Origin of the sequence: Streptomyces sp. HNM0645 (assembly GCF_030056615.1) — a bacterium.
Taxonomy (GTDB): domain Bacteria; phylum Actinomycetota; class Actinomycetes; order Streptomycetales; family Streptomycetaceae; genus Streptomyces; species Streptomyces marianii.
Window position 1 is genome coordinate 1 of record NZ_JASHLT010000017.1, and the last position, 16,716, is coordinate 16,716.

The 16,716-nt window shown below is 73.7% G+C and carries 13 protein-coding genes; 3 read left to right on the forward strand and 10 right to left on the reverse strand.

Annotated elements, in window-relative coordinates; translation table 11 throughout:
- Positions 1-68 precede the first annotated feature (68 nt).
- Entirely contained in the window at positions 69-1,232 is a 1,164-nt protein-coding gene (locus QMZ92_RS14020; protein WP_283297709.1) for a betaine/proline/choline family ABC transporter ATP-binding protein, read from the forward strand.
- Positions 1,233-1,307: 75 nt separating this feature from the next.
- On the opposite strand, the gene QMZ92_RS14025 is transcribed toward QMZ92_RS14020, so the two are convergent.
- The 5 genes from QMZ92_RS14025 to QMZ92_RS14045 form a co-directional block, all read right to left on the reverse strand.
- Positions 1,308-2,255, reverse strand: a complete 948-nt coding sequence (locus QMZ92_RS14025) for an ABC transporter substrate-binding protein (protein ID WP_283297710.1) — start codon at positions 2,253-2,255, stop codon at positions 1,308-1,310.
- Positions 2,252-2,926 (reverse strand): ABC transporter permease, encoded by a 675-nt coding sequence (locus tag QMZ92_RS14030; RefSeq protein ID WP_283297711.1) that lies wholly within the window; start codon positions 2,924-2,926, stop codon positions 2,252-2,254. The genes QMZ92_RS14025 and QMZ92_RS14030 overlap by 4 nt, the downstream gene beginning before the upstream one ends.
- Positions 2,923-3,612, reverse strand: a complete 690-nt coding sequence (locus QMZ92_RS14035) for an ABC transporter permease (protein WP_283297712.1) — start codon at positions 3,610-3,612, stop codon at positions 2,923-2,925. The genes QMZ92_RS14030 and QMZ92_RS14035 overlap by 4 nt, the downstream gene beginning before the upstream one ends.
- A gap of 344 nt (positions 3,613-3,956) precedes the next feature.
- Positions 3,957-4,373 (reverse strand): DUF7144 family membrane protein, encoded by a 417-nt coding sequence (locus QMZ92_RS14040; protein ID WP_138051671.1) that lies wholly within the window; start codon positions 4,371-4,373, stop codon positions 3,957-3,959.
- A 15-nt stretch (positions 4,374-4,388) separates the two neighbouring features.
- The gene (locus tag QMZ92_RS14045) at positions 4,389-4,796 is read right to left on the reverse strand and encodes an SHOCT domain-containing protein (protein ID WP_138051672.1); all 408 of its coding nucleotides are present in this window, start codon (positions 4,794-4,796) and stop codon (positions 4,389-4,391) included.
- Between the two features lie 218 nt (positions 4,797-5,014).
- Between QMZ92_RS14045 and QMZ92_RS14050 the strand changes: the two genes are divergently transcribed.
- Positions 5,015-6,307 (forward strand): cation:proton antiporter domain-containing protein, encoded by a 1,293-nt coding sequence (locus QMZ92_RS14050; protein WP_283297713.1) that lies wholly within the window; start codon positions 5,015-5,017, stop codon positions 6,305-6,307.
- A 185-nt stretch (positions 6,308-6,492) separates the two neighbouring features.
- Here the strand turns inward: QMZ92_RS14050 and QMZ92_RS14055 are convergent, their stop codons facing one another.
- Both QMZ92_RS14055 and QMZ92_RS14060 read right to left on the reverse strand, forming a co-directional pair.
- Positions 6,493-6,690, reverse strand: coding sequence for a DUF8691 family protein (locus tag QMZ92_RS14055; RefSeq protein WP_269727042.1), 198 nt, complete (start codon positions 6,688-6,690; stop codon positions 6,493-6,495).
- Between the two features lie 117 nt (positions 6,691-6,807).
- Positions 6,808-9,549: a winged helix-turn-helix domain-containing protein gene (locus tag QMZ92_RS14060; RefSeq protein ID WP_283297714.1), complete on the reverse strand. Its 2,742-nt coding sequence runs from the start codon at positions 9,547-9,549 to the stop codon at positions 6,808-6,810.
- 386 nt (positions 9,550-9,935) lie between these two features.
- Between QMZ92_RS14060 and QMZ92_RS14065 the strand changes: the two genes are divergently transcribed.
- A complete protein-coding gene (locus QMZ92_RS14065; protein ID WP_283297715.1) occupies positions 9,936-11,246 on the forward strand; it encodes a diacylglycerol/lipid kinase family protein in 1,311 nt (436 codons plus the stop codon).
- Positions 11,247-11,528: 282 nt separating this feature from the next.
- Here QMZ92_RS14065 and meaB read toward each other — a convergent pair whose 3' ends face one another.
- From meaB to mutA, 3 genes are read right to left on the reverse strand one after another with little or no spacing between them, the layout of a single operon-like run.
- Positions 11,529-12,557 (reverse strand): methylmalonyl Co-A mutase-associated GTPase MeaB, encoded by a 1,029-nt coding sequence (gene meaB, locus QMZ92_RS14070; protein WP_283297716.1) that lies wholly within the window; start codon positions 12,555-12,557, stop codon positions 11,529-11,531.
- Between the two features lie 6 nt (positions 12,558-12,563).
- Positions 12,564-14,774, reverse strand: coding sequence for a methylmalonyl-CoA mutase (gene scpA / locus QMZ92_RS14075; protein WP_283297717.1), 2,211 nt, complete (start codon positions 14,772-14,774; stop codon positions 12,564-12,566).
- On the reverse strand, positions 14,771-16,624 hold the full coding sequence (mutA, locus tag QMZ92_RS14080) for a methylmalonyl-CoA mutase small subunit (protein ID WP_283297718.1): 1,854 nt from the start codon (positions 16,622-16,624) through the stop codon (positions 14,771-14,773). The genes scpA and mutA overlap by 4 nt, the downstream gene beginning before the upstream one ends.
- Between the last annotated feature and the right edge of the window lie 92 nt (positions 16,625-16,716).

The following is a 16,716-nucleotide window of genomic DNA, read 5'->3' on the forward strand; positions in this document are numbered from 1 at the left end:
CGTGTGCGCGCGGCCCGTGTGCGCGCGGCCCGTGTGCGCGCCGCGCGCGGCGCGCCTAGCGTGGACGCATGATCCGGTTCGAGGAGGTCGGCAAGGTCTACCCGGACGGGACCGCCGCCGTTGACGGGCTGTCCTTCGAGGTCGCCGAGGGCGAACTGGTCACGCTCGTCGGCCCGTCGGGCTGCGGCAAGACCACCACGATGATGATGGTCAACCGGCTGATCGAACCCACGTCCGGGCGGATCCTGGTGGGAGGCGAGGACATCTCCCGGGTCGACCCGGTTCGGCTGCGCCGCCGGATCGGCTACGTCATCCAGCAGGTCGGCCTGTTCCCGCACCGGACGGTCCTCGACAACACCGCGACCGTGCCGTCGCTGCTGGGCTGGAAGAGGCGCCGGGCCCGGGCCCGGGCCGCTGAACTCCTCGATCTGGTGGGCCTCGACCCGAAGACCTTCGGAGACCGCTACCCCGAGCAGCTCTCGGGTGGTCAGCGCCAGCGGGTCGGGGTTGCCCGGGCGCTGGCGGCGGACCCTCCCGTACTGCTGATGGACGAGCCGTTCGGCGCGGTCGACCCGGTGGTGCGGGAGCGGCTGCAGAACGAGTTCCTGAACCTCCAGGCGACGGTCCGCAAGACCGTGCTGCTCGTCACCCACGACATCGAGGAGGCGGTGCGGATGGGCGATCGCATCGCCGTGTACGGGCAGGGGCGCATCGAGCAGTTCGACACGCCGGGCGCGGTGCTCGGCACGCCCGCGACCGACTACGTGGCCCGGTTCGTGGGCGCGGACCGGGGGCTGAAGCGGCTCTCGGTGACCGGGATCGAGGAGGACGGCCTGGAGCAGCCGCCGATCGCGCGCCTGGACGAGCCGGCCGACGCCGCGGCGGGCCGACTGCGGGCGGCGGACGCTCGCTGGGCGGTCGTGCTCAACGCCGGTGGCGATCTGCACGGCTGGGTGTCGGCCGACTCCCTGGCCCGGGCCGGTGACCGGGGCACGGTCGGCGATCTGGCGCGCAGGATGGAGGCGTGGGTGCCGCTGGGGGCACCGCTGAAGCAGGCGTTCAGCGAGATGCTGCAGCACGACGCGGGATGGGTGGCGGTGGTGGACGGGACCCGTTTCGTGGGGGTGCTGACCCCGGCGAAACTCCACGAGGCACTGCGCCGTTCGGTGGACGCCGAGGCCCGGGGAGTGGCCAGGGACCAGGTGGACTTCGACTCGGTGGCGGACGCCTGAGCCACTCGGGGGTGTCCGTCCCGGCCGGCCCGGGAACGGCCTTCCGCGCCGCCCGGAAGAGGGATGACCCGCGGCTCACTTCGGGAGAAGGCCCTTGGACTGCAGGTACTGCCGGGCGACGTCCTCGGGCAGCCGGCGCCGGCTGTCCACCTGCTCGTTGAGCCGGGCGAGGTCCTCCGTGGTCAGGACCTCGTTCAGCTCGTCGAGCGCCTTGCCGACTCCGGGGCCACCGGCGCGCGCCCGGTTGACGACGGGCACGATGTGGTCCGCGTTCTGGAGGTGCTTGTCGTCCTCGAGGATCACCAGGCCGAAGTCGTCGAGGGTGGCGTCCGTGGTGGTGGTCAGGACCATCTGGTCCTGACCCGACTGGACGGCCTGTTTGGCCTGGGTGGTGCCGACGCCCTTGGGGTCGATGCCGCTGATGCGGATGCCGTACGTCCTCTCCAGACCGGGCGCGCAGTACGGCCGCCGCACGCACTCGTCCCCGGCGGCGAGGCGCACGGGGATCCCGGACCTTCCGAGGTCGCTGAGGGTCCGGAGGTCGTGGGCGCGGGCGAACTCCTCGGTGACGGCGAAGGCGTTCTGGTCGACGGCGCGCCCCGGGTCGAGGACCTTCAGCCCGCGCGCGTCTGCCAGCGGGCGCAGCGCGCTCATGGTGGCGCCGAGGTCGGGCGAGCCGACGGCCGGCGCATCGGGGCCGTGGGCCCTGGCACCCAGCCAGTCGGCGAAGGTGGCGGCGTACTCGGGGACCACGTCGATCTGGCCGCTCTCCAGGGCGGGTTCGTAGATCTCCCGGTTGGCGACGGAGATGACCTTCGTCTGGTAGCCGGCGTGCTCGAGCAGCAGGGAGTACATCTGCGCCAGCAGGTCGCTCTCGGTGAAGCCGGCGGATCCGATCGTCAGATGCCGGCTGTCCCCGGGAGGAGCCGTCACCTGTCCGCGGTCCTCCAGGGACGGGCCCGTGGTGCAGGCGGCCAGCAGGGCCAGCAGGGACGCGCCGAGGTGCAAGGGGAGCCTCCTCATGACGACCGCCGCCCGGTCCAGGCGGGTGCGGACCGTTCCACGGCGACGAAGACTCCTTCCACCACCAGGGCGAGGGCGGCGACGAGAACCGCACCGGCGACCACCTGCGGGGTGGAGGCGAGATTGAAGCCCGCCGTGATGATGCGGCCCAGCCCGCCGCCGCCCGCCAGCGCCGCGACGGTCGCGGTGGCCACGAGCTGGACGGCCGCGATCCGTACGCCGGTGAGGACCAGCGGCGTCGCGAGCGGGAGTTCGACCCGGAACAGGGTCTGGCTGCCCGTCATGCCCATCCCCCGCGCGGCACGTACGACGTCCTGGTCGACACCGCGCATGCCGACGTAGGCGTTCGTCAGCAGCGGCGGCACGGCGAACAGCACCAGCGCGACGATGGTGGGCCAGTCGCCCCACGTGCCGATCGGGCTGAGCAGCAGCAGGACGAGGACCGCGAAGGTCGGCACGGCCCGGCCCACGTTGGAGATGTTGACGGCGAGTGCGCCGCCCTTGCCGAGGTGGCCCAGGACGAGGGCGACGGGCAGCGCGATGGCGCAGCTGATCACCAGACACACCGAGGTGAGGTAGAGGTGCTGGCCGAGTCGGCGCCACACGCCGTTCTGGCCCGACCAGTTGGCGGCGCTGGTCAGCCAGTCCCAGGTCTGTGCGACCGTGCTCACGCGGCGGCCCGCCGTGCGGGTCGCGTCCACGGCGTGAGCATCCGCTGGACGCCCAGCAGGACGAGATCGGCGGCCACGGCGATGAGCACGCAGAGCACCGAGGCCGTGAGCACCTGGGCCTTGAAGTAGGTGTTCATCCCCGAGTAGATGAGGTTTCCCAGCCCGCCGAAGCCGACGATCGCGCCGATGGTGACCAGCGAGACCGCGGACACGGTCGCGATCCGCAGCCCGGCCATCGCGGCGGGCAGGGCCAGCGGCAGTTCGACGCCGAGAAGCTGCCGCGCCGGGCCGTAGCCCATGCCGCGTGCGGCCTCCCGTGTCTCCGCGGGGACGGAGCGCAGCCCCGCGAGGACGTTGCGGACCAGCAGGGTGAGGGAGTACAGCACGAGCCCTGCGACGACCAGTGACGCGGACAGCCCGTACACCGGGAGCAGCAGCGAGAACATCGCCAGGGACGGGATCGTGTAGAGGATCGTCGTCACCCCGAGCACGGGACCGGCGGCCCAGCGCCACCGCCGGGCCGCGACGGCCAGCGGCACGGCGAGGAGCAGCGCCAGCGCCACGGAGGCGAACGTCAGCTGGAGGTGCTGGAGGGTGGCGTCCCAGAGGATCTCGCGGCGGGTGGAGAGGTAGGCGCCGCAGACCCACTCGTTGCGCGCGAGGCAGTCGTCGGGAGTGGCCGTCACCCGTCCATTGCAGCCCGGGAACCCGGCTCGCGCGCGCTGTGCACACCTGTCCGAGTGCGTGGCGGTGCTGTCGGGACGGCCGCCGGGCCGGGACGTGGGACCCCGCCCGTTCTCCGGGCGGACGGCGCCGGGTCGCGGACGCACCGGACGCACTGCCCGGAGGCGTCCCCCGACGGCGGGGCGGGGTGATGACGTCGCCGGAGACGCGGGAGGGACCGGATCGCGGCCGGTGCCGAGGACGGCCCGGCCGGCCAGGCCGACGCCTGGGCCGCGCGGTCACGGCGGCGGACTCACCGCGGGCGGGACCGCGGGCCCTCGGCGGGCCCGCGGTCCCGCCCGGCGCGTCAGATCTTCTCCTCCTGCGACCGTCCCACGCACAGGGCCCAGATGATCGCGATGTAGAGGGCGATCGCGACCAGGGACCACAGCGGGTAGTAGGGCAGGGAGAGGAAGTTGACGACCAGCAGCACTCCCGCGAGGGCGATGCCGAGGATCCGCGCCCACAGGGCGCCCTTGAAGAGGGCGAATCCGGCCGCGATGGCGACGATCCCGAAGATCAGATGCAGCCAGCCCCATGCGGTGAGGTCGAATCGGAAGACGTAGCCGGGCGTCGCCACGAAGACGTCGTCGTTCGCGATGCCCATGATTCCACGGAAGAAATCGAGGAATCCGGCGATGATCAGGACCACTCCCGCGAACATCGTCAGGCCTCCGGCCCAGGCGAAGTAGCTCTTGGAGTGTCCGGTGGTCGGTTGGGTCATGATGTCCCCTCGTCCTCAACTCAGGAGCTTGTCCTTGGCTCGCTGGAACTCCTCCTCGCTCAGGTCACCCTTGGCCTTGAGCTCGGAGAGCCGGGCAAGCTCGTCCCCCGGGCCGGCACCCTTGGCGGTCTGCCGGATGTACGCGTTGAAGGCTTCCTGCTGCTCCTGCGCGTGCGTGATCTCGCGCTTGCCCATGTCCTTGCCGCGGACGATCACGTAGACCAGCACGCCGAGGAACGGAATCAGCAGCATGAAGATCAACCAGGCCGCCTTGGCCCAGCCGCTCATCTCGTGGTCACGGAAGATGTCCACGAAGACACGGAAGAGCAGCACCAGCCACACGACCCAGAGGAAGATCCACATCACGGTCCAGAACGCGCCCAGAACCGGATAGTCGTAAGCGAGGTAGACCGTGTCGTCCATCTCCGTCCTCCTGCCGTTCGCGTCGGACCTCGGGTGTCCGCTCGCCGTCAGTGTGGGGCGGTGGGCGAGCGGTTCCCTCACCCCGCACGGGTGAATCGGCGGCCCGGCCGGCCCCGCGGGGTGGCGGCCGGGCACCGTGTCGGTGCCCGGGCGGGACGGCCCCGTACCCGACGATGAACCGGTCCGTGATGCCTGGTGACCGGGTGGGTGATGAGTGCGTGAGCGGCGGGAACGCCCTGACCGGGGTGGCCGTGGCAGTGGTCACCGCGGGGTATGCGCTGGTGTCGCGGCGCATCGCCGCCACCGTCCTCACCGCGCCCCTGTTCTTCACCGCCTGCGGGGTGCTCATCGGCCCCGCCGGACTCGGCCTCTTCGGCCTCGAGCACAACGCGGGCCCGGTTCTGGTCCTGGTCGAAACGGCACTGGCACTGGTCCTTTTCACCGACGCGATGAGCCTGCGCGGACGCCAGCTGCACCAAGGCCGCTTCCTGCCCGTGCGGCTGCTGGCGATCGGACTGCCGCTGACGATCGCGGCGGGCTGGCTGCTCGCCTGGCCGCTGCTGCCCGGGCCGACCGTGTGGGAACTGGCGCTGATCGCCACGATCCTCGCGCCCACCGACGCGGCGGTGTGCCGAACCGCCCTCTCCTCGCCCAGGGTGCCGCCACTGGTGCGCAACGGTCTCAACGCGGAGTGCGGCGTCGGTGACGGCATCGTCCTCCCCGTCTTCGTCCTGCTGCTCGCGGCCCTTCCCGGCGCCGCCGAGGAGGACCACGTGGGCGTCTTCTGGCGCTCCCTGGTGCTCAGCGCGGCGCTCGGGGTCGCCTGCGGGGTCGCGGCCGGCCTGCTGCTGGGGCGGGCCCGTGCCGCCGGGTGGGTGAGCGGGGAGGGGAACCAGCTGATGATCCTGGCCACCGTCCTGGCGTCCTTCGCGCTCGCGCGGCTCGTCGACGGCAGCGGCTTCATCGCCGTCTGGGCGGCGGGTATCGCGTTCGCCGTACTGGTGCGCCGCGGCGTACCGGCGGACGACTCCCCGGACGGCGCGCGGAGCCGGGGATTCGCCGGGGGCCACGAGTTCACCGAGAACGTGGCCGCGCTGCTGGCGGCGATGAGCTTCCTGGTGTTCGGTGCCGTGCTGCTGGGGCCGGCGCTGGAGTACCTGGACTGGCGGGCCGTCGTGTACGCGCTGCTCAGCCTCACCGTGGTGCGGATGGTGCCGGTCGCGCTCGCCCTGGCCGGCACCGGGCTGCGGCCGCCGACCGTGGCGTACGTGGGCTGGTTCGGGCCGCGGGGACTGGCGTCGCTGGTCCTGGCGCTGCTGGTGGTGAAGGAGTACGGCGCCGCGGCGGCCCTGCCCGGCCGGATCGTGGCCGTCACCGTGGGGCTGAGCGTGCTGGCGCACGGGGTGACGTCGGTCCTGCTGAGCGAGCGGTACGGATCCTGGTACGAGAAGGCGGCGCGACGCGATCCGGGGCTACGGGAACGCGTGTCCGACGGCGAGCGGACCGGATGACGGTCCGGGCGCGGCGCCGCCCCCTGCGCGGGCCGGGCGGCGTCGGGCCCGCGCAGGGCACCGCTGGCGGCAGCCCGCGCGGAGCGGGCATCCCACTGCGGGGACCGGGCGGCGTACGCGTACCGGGCCGGGCGCATACGGCCGAACACCGCCCGGAGCCGCGCCCCACGGGCCGTGCAGCGGTCTCAGTCGGGCAGCCGGCGCAGCTCCACCACGCGGAGGCCGAGGTCCTGGAAGCGTACGAGCAGCCCGTACAGATGCGCCTCGTCGGTGACGGGCCCGTACAGGACGGTCTCCTCCGGCACCGTCACTTCGTCGAGCTCGGGAAAAGCACCGGCGACGGCCGGTGACAGATGACCGGAGATGCGGAACTCGTATCGCATGCGAGCACTTCCCCGTGCGCTGAGGGCTCTTGCCGCATGGTCCCGCCGTGTGCGTCCCGACCGCATCACCCGGACGAGGTGACCCGGCGCGTGGCCTGCCCGCCCGACCGCGCGGCCTCAGAGCAGTCCGGCGTCCCTGGCGCGGCGTACCGCCTCGCTGCGGCGGGACACCGACAACTTGCGGTAGACGCTCTTCAGATGCGTCTTGACGGTGTTGACGGACAGGAACAGTTCGGCGGCGATCTCGTCCGTCGACATCATCTCGGCGGCGCAGCGCAGGACGTCGCACTCCCGGGGGCTGAGCTGCTCGACGAGCAGTGGAGCCCCGGCGGCCGAGTCACCGGAACCCGATCCGCCACCACCGGGGCTCCGCTCCGTGTCGCCGGACCGGCCCGTCAGCCAGGCGCGGGCGTCGGCCAGGCCGGGTGCGCGGGCGAGGACGTGCCGCAGCCACGGGCCGGACTCCGTGAAGGGGGCACGAAGTCCGTGCGTCCGCGCGGTGCGCACGGCGCCGGCGACGAGCGTCGCCGCCTTCGCGGTGTCCCCCTCGACCGCCGCCAGCTGGGCCTGGAGCAGCTGCGCACGGACCCGGACCGCCGGGGGGACACGGTCGCCTGCGGGGAGCCCGGCGAGCAGCCGGCGCGCCTGTCCGCCGTCCCCGGCCGCGAGATGGGCGGCGGCCGACGCGGCGGTGAGGGCGGGGACGCCCGGAGGTGCCTCCTCCAGTGCGGCGAGCGCGGCCGCCGCGTCACCGCGCACCAGGTGGACGGAGCAGCGTGCCACGGCGATACGGCCCGCCGCCTCTCCCCCGGCGACGGCGGGACCGTCGGCGGAGACGGGTGCGTCGTCGAGCGCCGACAGTGCCGCCGCCGTGCGTCCGTGGGCGAGTTCGAGGCGGGAGCGCAGCACCGCGGCCTCGGCGGCGGCCGGTACGTCACGGACGGGCGCGTGCGTGCGGGCAGCGGCGAGATGCCGGCCGGCGGCCGTGAGGTCACCGCGGTCGGCGGCGACCGAGGCGAGCGCGAGATGGCAGCGTGCCGTGCGTCGGTCGACGGGAATGCCGTGCTCCTCCGCGGCCTTGAGTCCTTCCCGGGCGTGTGCCTCGGCCTCTCGCAGCAGTCCGTCGGCGGCCTCGGCGAGGGCCAGCGCGCCGAGGCAGTGGTAGCGGACCGTCCAGGTGTGCTCGTCCGTGGCCGCGGCGAGTGCGGCGGCGAACGCCTCACGGGCCTCGGACCGGTGCCCGGTGGCCAGCAGGGCGCGGCCGCGGCCGTAACGCCGGAGTGCCTCGATCTCCGGGTGCCGGGCGAGCGCGTCGGGGTCCACCCGGTGCGTCAGTGTCCGCACCTCGCGGTCGGGGTCCGGCGTGCCCTGGTCCGGGTCCATCTCCTCCGCGGCCCGCTCGGCGTCGTCGCCGTCCCCGGTCGAGGCGGGCGCCCGGGGGTTCGCGGTGCCGGTGTCCGCGCCGGTGAGAAGCAGCAGCAGAGCCCGGGTGAGCAGGCTCTCGGGTGTGTCGTCGCCGTGGGGACGGACCCCCGCGAGGTGTTTGCGGCCGGCGGCGGCGTCACCGCGGGCCAGTGCGCAGACGGCCGCGGTGAGGGCGGGCGCGGTGCCGGGCAGGCCGTCCGGCATTCCACTGAACAACCGTTCGAGGCGATGGCTGTCCGGTCCGGTCAGGAGCCGCCCGGCGGCGAGCCTGTCGACGAGGAGACCGGCGGCGTACGGCCAGTCGTCCGCCGCTGCCGCGTGCTCGATCGCGTCGGTCACCCTGTCGTGTCCGTCGAGCCATCGTGCGGCCTCGCGGTGCAGCGGCCCGCCGAGGGCCGGGCTGCGGCTGCGCAGATGGGCCCGGAGTACTTCGGCGAACAGCGGGTGGCAGCGGTACCAGGAGGTGTCGCCGATCGGCTCGACGAACGCGTTGTCGCGGACGAGCCTGCCGAGGATGTGCTCGCCGTCGTCCCGTCCGGTGAGGGCGTCGGCCAGTCCCGGGTGGACGTGGGAGAGGATGCTGGTCCGGATGAGCAGGTCCTGGGTCGCAGCCGGTTGGGCTGCCAGGACCTCGGCCGTCAGATAGTCGGCGACGGCGTTCTGCGAGGCGGCGAAGGACTGGGCGAAGTGCTCGGCGTCCTCCGCGCTTTGCATGGCCAGGGCACACAGCCGCAGCCCGGCGGCCCAGCCCTGGGTGCGGTCGGTGAGGGCGCCGACGCTCTCCTGGGAGGGCGTGAGCCCGTGGCAGCGCAGCAGCTGCGCCGTCTCGCGCGGGGTGAAGGCCAGTTCGGACCGGCGGATCTCGCAGACCCGGGCCTCGGCGCGGTAGCGGTGGAGGGGCAGCGCGGGATCGACCCGCCCGATGAGGACCAGCCGCAGGGACGGCCCGGCATGGGCGAGGAGGAAGTCCAGTTCGGCGGAGACGCCGTGGACGCCTGCGTGTTCCAGCCCGTCGAGGACGAGCACGACCGGTTGGGGCAACTGGGTGAGGGCGGATGCGAGCCGGACGATCAGCGAGTGGTCGACGTTGTCGGCGCTCGACGGGCTGCCGACACCGTCGGGCAGCGGCACCCGGTGGTAGCGGAAGGCACCGAGGACATAGGCCCAGAACACGCCCGGCGCGTTGTCGTCGCTCTCCACGGTGAGCCAGACGACCGGGCCGGGCGCGAGGTCGGCCTCGCGCCAGGAGGCGGCGAGGGTGGTCTTGCCCGCGCCGGCGGGGCCCGTGATCACGGTGAGGGGGCCCTGGGCGCCCTCGGTGAGCCGGTCCAGGAGACGCTGCCGGGCCACGAAGGCAGGCGGTACGGCGGGTACCGCGAACTTCGCGGCCAGCAGCGGGTCGCCGCTGGGGTGCAGCTGGGCGTCCTCGGCCATGGGTTCCACCGCCGTGCCGTCCGTTCGTCGGCCAGCCCTCATGATCCCAGCGGCCTTCCATGATCGCCAACGGCGACGGGGGCGCTGCGCCGACGGTGTCCCGCGACCCTGCGGCCGGTCGGCGAGGCGGCAGCGGCGTCGGCGAGGGCCTGGCGGGCCCGGCCGGGAGGAGGGGGACGTCGCGGTGTACCGGCCCGGCGCTGACGGCCGCGGGACGAACGGGCACCGGGCACGAGCCCGGCCGGGGGCTCGCAGCGCACCGCCCCAGGAGCGACCGCCAACGTCCGGAACCGGCCTGGGCGTACACGGCCCCGCGTCGTCAGGAGAGGCGGCCGCCCCCGCGCGGTTGTGCAATGGCGGTAGGACGCACACGGACCGGAGGCGCCATGGACGACGACGGCAGGACGCGCGTGGTCCGGAGCCGGCGCTGGAGCGCGCGGCTGGCGATCCTCGCGGCCGCCGCGGCCGTCGTGCTGCTCGTGGCCTCCGGACTCGGCGGCATCGCGATGGTGCTGCTGGTGCTCGCCGGGACGGTGGTGACGGCGGCGGCCCTGTGGTGGGCGCTGACCCGGCGCGGGCCCGTGCGGGTGCTGGCGGTGCTGCTGGCGCTGGCCGCCCCGCTGACCGTCATCTGGCTGCAGGCCCGTTCGGGGGTGCTGTGGGTCATGGTGCTGTGCCTCGTCCTCGGGGCGGTGGCCGCCTCGGCCGGCTGGGAAGCCCTCGCCCTGGACGCCCGGCGCAAGGCCCAGCCCACGGTGGCCGCGGAGCGCCCCGCACGCCCGTTCCTGATCATGAACCCGCGCTCGGGCGGCGGGAAGGTGGAACGCTTCGGGCTGAAGGCGAAGGCGGAGCGTGCGGGGGCGGAGGTCTTCATGCTGGATCCGGAACGCCCGAGCGACGTCGAGGCTGTGGCCCGGCAGGCGGTCGCCGACGGCGCGGACCTGCTCGGGGTCGCCGGTGGGGACGGTACGCAGGCGCTGGTGGCGGGGGTGGCGGCGGAGCACGGGGTGCCGTTCGTGGTGGTCCCCGCCGGAACCCGGAACCATTTCGCACTGGACCTGGGGCTCGACCGGGACGACCCCTCGCGGGCGCTGGAGGCGCTGACCGACGGGGTCGAACTCGTCGTCGACCTGGGCATGGCCGGCGACCGGGTGTTCGTCAACAACGCCTCGTTCGGGGCCTACGCATTGGTCGTGCAGAGCGACGCCTACCGCGACGACAAGGTCGGCACCGCCCTGCAGCTGTTCCCCGACGTGCTGACGCACCGGGCCGGACCGCGGCTCACCGTGCGGGCCGCGGGGACGACGCTCGACTCCCCTCAGGCGGTGCTGGTCAGCAACAACCCCTACCGCGCCGGGGACCGCACGGCTGTCGCGCGCCGGGACCGCCTCGACCGGGGCGTCCTGGGCGTCGTGAGTGTGACGGTGGAGAGTGCCGCCCAGGCCGCCGGGCTGCTGCGCGGCGAACGTTCGGCCGGGTTCACCACCCTCACCGCCCGCGAGGTCGTCGTGGCGGCCGACGCGTCGGAGGTGCAGGTCGGCGTGGACGGGGAGGCCCTGACGATGCCCGTGCCGGTGCGCTGCACCATCAGGCCCGGCGCGCTGCGGGTGCGCGTCCCCCGCCACCGGCCCGGGGTCCCCCTCGCCCGGCCACGGCTGAACTGGCGCCGGCTGGCGATGCTGGCGCTGGCGCGCTGACCCGGCCACCGGGCGGGTCCGGGCCGTCGACGGCACAATTGCGGACCGGGCCCCTCCGACCGCACAACGCCGCGCGCGCGAGGGCACGCCGCCGATGTCGTGGCGTCGGAGGTAGAGGACGGCCACAACGCCGCGCGCGCGAAGGCACGCCCCGGGCACGGTGGGACGCGGCACCACGCAGGCCGACGCACGGCCCGCCGCCGGCGCCCCTCGGCAGGGCGTACGCGGCGGCTGGGTGACGCGCCCCGCGACGCCGCGTACGCCTGCGGCGCACGCTCCGGTTCACGCCTCCCGCGCGAACGCCTCCAGAATGCGCTCCGCCGCGAGGGTGGCGGTCAGTTCGCCGTCGCGGACCTGCTGTTCGAGGGCGGGGCCGAGGGCCCGTACGGCCGGGTGGGCGCGGAGACGGCCGAGGAGTTCGTCCCGGACCATCGCCCACGCCCACTGGACCTGCTGGTCGCGGCGCTTGGCGTCGAGGTGGCCGCCCGCGTCGAGCAGGGCGCGGTGCTGCTCCAGCCGTTCCCAGACCGTGTCGAGCCCGCTCGACTCCCGCGCGCTGCAGCTCAGCACCGGCGGGGTCCAGACGGCATCGGCCGAGGGGGTCTCCCCGACTCCGGCGGAGTGGTGGGCGGGGGGACGCATCAGCCGCAGCGCACCGGCCAGTTCGCGCGCGGCGGTGCGGGCGTCGCGCTCGTGCGGCCCGTCGGCCTTGTTGACCGCGAGGACGTCGGCCAGTTCCAGGACGCCCTTCTTGATGCCCTGGAGCTGGTCGCCGGTCCGGGCGAGGGTGAGCAACAGGAAGGAGTCGACCATCCCGGCGACGGCCGTCTCGGACTGGCCGACGCCGACGGTCTCCACCAGGACCACGTCGTAGCCGGCGGCCTCCATCACCACCATTGACTCGCGGGTCGCCTTGGCCACGCCGCCGAGCGTGCCGGCCGAGGGCGACGGCCGGACGAAGGCCGCCGGGTCCACGGCCAGCCGCTCCATCCGCGTCTTGTCGCCGAGGATGGAGCCGCCGGTGCGGGTGGAGGACGGGTCGACGGCCAGCACCGCCACCCGGTGGCCGAACCCGGTCAGCATCGTGCCGAAGGCGTCGATGAAGGTGGACTTCCCCACCCCCGGCACTCCGCTGACACCGATCCGCCGTGCGTTGCCGCTGTGCGGCAGCAGTTCGGTCAGCAGCCGCTGGGCCGCGGCGCGGTGGTCGGGCCGGGTGGACTCGACGAGGGTGATGGCGCGGGCCACGGCCGCCCGCTTCCCGTCGAGCACGCCCTTGACGTAGGCGTCGATGTCGACTTCCCTGGCCATCCGCGGCTACAGCTCGTCGTGGCCCAGCGCCGCGGCCAGGCGCTCGACCAGGTCGTGGGCGGCGTCGGGGATGACCGTGCCCGGCGGGAAGACCGCCGTCGCACCCATCTCCAGCAGTGTCGGCACGTCCTGCGGAGGGATCACCCCGCCCACGACGATCATGATGTCGTCGCGGCCCTCCTCCGCGAGCTGCTCGCGCAGCGCCGGGACGAGGGTGAGATGTCCGGCCGCGAGCGACGAGACGCCCACGACGTGCACGTCCGCCTCGACCGCCTGCCGGGCGACCTCGGCCGGGGTCTGGAACAGCGGGCCGACGTCCACGTCGAAGCCCAGGTCGGCGAACGCGGAGGCGATCACCTTCTGGCCGCGGTCGTGGCCGTCCTGGCCCATCTTGGCGACGAGGATGCGCGGACGGCGCCCCTCCGCCTCTTCGAAGCGGTCGACCAGTGCACGCGTGCGGTCCACGGAGGGGGACTCTCCTGCCTCGTTGCGGTACACGCCGGAGATCGTACGGATCTGGCCCGCGTGCCGTCCGTACACCTTCTCCAGGGCGTCGGAGATCTCGCCGACGGTGGCCTTCGCCCGGGCGGCGTTCACAGCGAGCGCGAGCAGATTGCTCTCCAGGCCGGCCCCGGAGTCGCGTCCGGCGGCCTCGGTCAGCGCGCGCAGCGCGTCCTGGCAGGCGGTCTCGTCGCGCTCCTCACGGAGCCGGCGCAGCTTGGCGATCTGCTGGGCGCGCACGGAGGAGTTGTCGACCTTGAGGACGTCGATCTGCTCGTCGTTCTCGACGCGGTACTTGTTGACCCCGATGACGGGCTGCCGCCCGGAGTCGATACGGGCCTGGGTGCGGGCCGCGGCCTCCTCCACGCGCAGCTTGGGGATGCCGGCGTCGATGGCCTGCGCCATGCCGCCGGCGGCCTCGACCTCCTGGATGTGCTGCCAGGCCCGGCGCGCGAGGTCGTACGTCAGCTTCTCGACGTACGCGCTGCCGCCCCAGGGGTCGATGACGCGGCAGGTGCCGGACTCCTGCTGGAGCACGAGCTGGGTGTTGCGGGCGATGCGGGCGGAGAAGTCGGTCGGCAGGGCGAGCGCCTCGTCGAGGGCGTTGGTGTGCAGCGACTGGGTGTGGCCCTGGGTCGCCGCCATGGCCTCCACACAGGTGCGGGTGACGTTGTTGAAGACGTCCTGAGCGGTGAGCGACCAACCGGAGGTCTGTGAATGGGTGCGCAGCGACAGCGACTTGGCGTTCTTCGGCTCGAACTGCTTGACCAGCTTGGCCCAGAGCAGCCGGGCCGCGCGCATCTTGGCGATCTCCATGAAGAAGTTCATGCCGATCGCCCAGAAGAAGGACAGACGCGGTGCGAAGGCGTCCACGTCGAGGCCCGCGTCCCGCCCGGCACGCAGGTACTCCACACCGTCGGCGAGGGTGTACGCCAGCTCCAGGTCGGCCGTCGCTCCGGCCTCCTGGATGTGGTAGCCGGAGATGGAGATGGAGTTGTAGCGCGGCATCCTCTGCGAGGTGTACGCGAAGATGTCGGAGATGATCCGCATCGAGGGCCGAGGCGGATAGATGTAGGTGTTGCGGACCATGAACTCCTTGAGGATGTCGTTCTGGATGGTCCCGGCCAGCTTCTCGGGCGGTACGCCCTGCTCCTCGGCCGCCACGATGTAGAGCGCGAGTACGGGCAGCACGGCGCCGTTCATCGTCATCGACACGGTCATCCTGTCCAGCGGGATGCCGTCGAAGAGCTGCCGCATGTCGTAGATGGAGTCGATGGCGACGCCCGCCATGCCGACGTCACCGGTCACGCGCGGGTGGTCGCTGTCGTAGCCGCGGTGCGTGGGCAGGTCGAAGGCGACCGACAGGCCCTTCTGGCCGGCGGCGAGGTTGCGCCGGTAGAAGGCGTTGGACTCCTCGGCCGTGGAGAAGCCCGCGTACTGGCGGACCGTCCACGGCTGGTTGACGTACATCGTCGGGTACGGGCCGCGCAGATACGGCGCCACGCCCGGGTACGTGCCGAGGAAGTCCAGGCCCTCCAGGTCGCGGCCGGTGTAGAGGGGCTTGACGCCAATGCCCTCCGGCGTCTCCCACAGCAGGTCGTCGGCGCTGCTGCCGGTGGACTCCTTCACGGCGGCGCGCCACTGCTCCTCCGCGGCCTCGGCGGGCGGAGTGCCCTGGCCGAGGGCGACCTCGGAGAAGTCGGGGATCTGCGTCACGGGGCCACTCCCATGCGGTCGAGAACGGAGGACAGGACGCCGACGGCGTCGCAGCCCGCGAAGACGTAGGCGTCGACACCGGCGTGGCCGCCCGGCCGCCCGGCCAGGAAGACCTGCTGGGCACCGGCGGACCTGAGGGCCTTGGCGACCTCCTCGGCCTGCTCCTCGTACAGCGCGTCGCTGGAGCAGAGGCAGGCGACGGCGGCGCCGCTGCGCGCGAAGGCGTCTGCCGCCGTGGCGGCGTCGACCGTCACGGGGTCGTGGACCGGCTCGACGCCGCCCGCCTGGAACAGGTTCGAGGCGAACGCGGCGCGCGCGGTGTGCGCGGAGGCGGGGCCGAGCGCGGCGAGGAAGACGCGGGGGCGGGCACCGGTCGCGGCCAGGTGCGCGTCGGAGCGGGCGCGCAGGCCCTCGTAGTCCTCGTCGCGGCGGACACGGGGCAGGCCGCCCTCGTGGCGGGGCACCTCGGGCGCGGGCTCGCGCACGACGGGCTTCTCGGCGAGGAACGGGAACTCGCTGACGCCGGTGACGGGTTCACGGCGTTCGGCGAGCCTGCGCCTGCGCTCTTCCCAGGTGGCGGCGATGCGTTCGCCGACCAGGCCGGAGCGCAGGGCCTCGCCCTGACCGCCCGCGCGCTCCAGCTCCTGGAAGAACGCCCAGGCGGCGTGGGCGAGTTCGTCGGTGAGGCGCTCGACGTACCAGGAGCCGCCCGCGGGGTCGGCGACCCGGCCGAGGTGCGACTCCTCCAGGAGGATCGAGGAGGTGTTGCGCGCGATGCGGCGGGCGAACGCGTCCGGCAGGCCCAGTTCGTGGTCGAAGGGCAGCACGGTCACGGCGTCCGCACCGCCGACGCCCGCGCCGAGGCAGGCGATCGTGGTGCGCAGCATGTTCACGTACGGATCTCGGCGGGTCATCATCACCGGAGACGTCACCGCGTGCTGGCGCTGGGCCGCACCCGCGCCCCCGGAGGCACCGGACACCTCGGCGACGCGGGCCCACAGCCTGCGGGCGGCGCGCATCTTGGCGACGGTGAGGAACTGGTCGGCGGTGGCGGCGTAGCGGAACTCCAGCTGCCGGAAGGCGGTCCCGGCCGTCAGTCCGGCCCCGGTGAGGGCCCGCAGGTAGGCGACGCCGGTCGCGAGCGAGACGCCGAGCTCCTGGGCGGCCGAGGCGCCTGCCTCGTGGTAGGGCAGCGCGTCCACGGTGAGCGCGCGCAGTCCCGGGTACCGGTCGTGGACGCGGCGGGCGAGCTCCACGGCCGGTTCGGTGTCCACGGGGTCGCCGGTGCGGGCGGACAGGCCCAGCGGGTCTGCGCCGAGGTTGCCGCGCGCCTCCTCGCGTGGGACGCCGCGCTCCTCGTACAGCCGCAGCAGTTCGGCGGCGGCCGCCGCGGTGTCCGCGCCGGCGTCGAGGACGACCGGCGCGAGGTCGAGGTAGACGCCGTCCAGGGCCTGGGCGAGGCCCGGCACGGGCACGCCCGCGGCGCCGACGGTGAGCCAGAGCGAGGTGACGCCGTTCTCGAGGTCCGTGAGCACGGCCTCGTTGGTGCGGCCGGCCTCGGGCCGTCCGTGGCGCTGGCGCACGTCCCAGCCGCCGACGGGCCGGCCGCCGCGCACATAGGGCGCGAAGCCCGGATAGCCGGCGTCGGGCGCGGCGTCCCGCGCGGTGTAGAGGGGGCTCGCCACGAGCCCGTCGTCCAGGGCTGTCGTCAGCGCCTCTTCGGCCGCCGCACCCGACACGTCCTGGCCCGATTTGCGCAGCACACCCTCGACGAGGCGCTGCCACTGCTCATGGGTGGCGTCGGGGAACTCGGCGGCGAGCGTAAGCCCGTCATCAGGCAGAACCGTCATGCTCGGATGCTAGGGCAGGGTTACGGATGAGCAGCAGAGGAGACGGCTGTGACCTTGCTCGCTGAATTGGCACTCAGTGCCGCCGCAGCAGC

What these genes read in the sequence shown, in the direction of transcription:
- QMZ92_RS14020 (WP_283297709.1), top strand. Translation starts at nt 69, where the DNA reads ATGATCCGGTTCGAGGAGGTCGGCAAGGTCTACCCGGACGGGACCGCC.
- QMZ92_RS14025 (WP_283297710.1), bottom strand. Translation starts at nt 2,255, where the DNA reads ATGAGGAGGCTCCCCTTGCACCTCGGCGCGTCCCTGCTGGCCCTGCTG.
- QMZ92_RS14040 (WP_138051671.1), bottom strand. Translation starts at nt 4,373, where the DNA reads ATGACCCAACCGACCACCGGACACTCCAAGAGCTACTTCGCCTGGGCC.
- QMZ92_RS14045 (WP_138051672.1), bottom strand. Translation starts at nt 4,796, where the DNA reads ATGGACGACACGGTCTACCTCGCTTACGACTATCCGGTTCTGGGCGCG.
- QMZ92_RS14055 (WP_269727042.1), bottom strand. Translation starts at nt 6,690, where the DNA reads ATGCGATACGAGTTCCGCATCTCCGGTCATCTGTCACCGGCCGTCGCC.
- QMZ92_RS14060 (WP_283297714.1), bottom strand. Translation starts at nt 9,549, where the DNA reads ATGGCCGAGGACGCCCAGCTGCACCCCAGCGGCGACCCGCTGCTGGCC.
- QMZ92_RS14065 (WP_283297715.1), top strand. Translation starts at nt 9,936, where the DNA reads ATGGACGACGACGGCAGGACGCGCGTGGTCCGGAGCCGGCGCTGGAGC.
- meaB (WP_283297716.1), bottom strand. Translation starts at nt 12,557, where the DNA reads ATGGCCAGGGAAGTCGACATCGACGCCTACGTCAAGGGCGTGCTCGAC.
- mutA (WP_283297718.1), bottom strand. Translation starts at nt 16,624, where the DNA reads ATGACGGTTCTGCCTGATGACGGGCTTACGCTCGCCGCCGAGTTCCCC.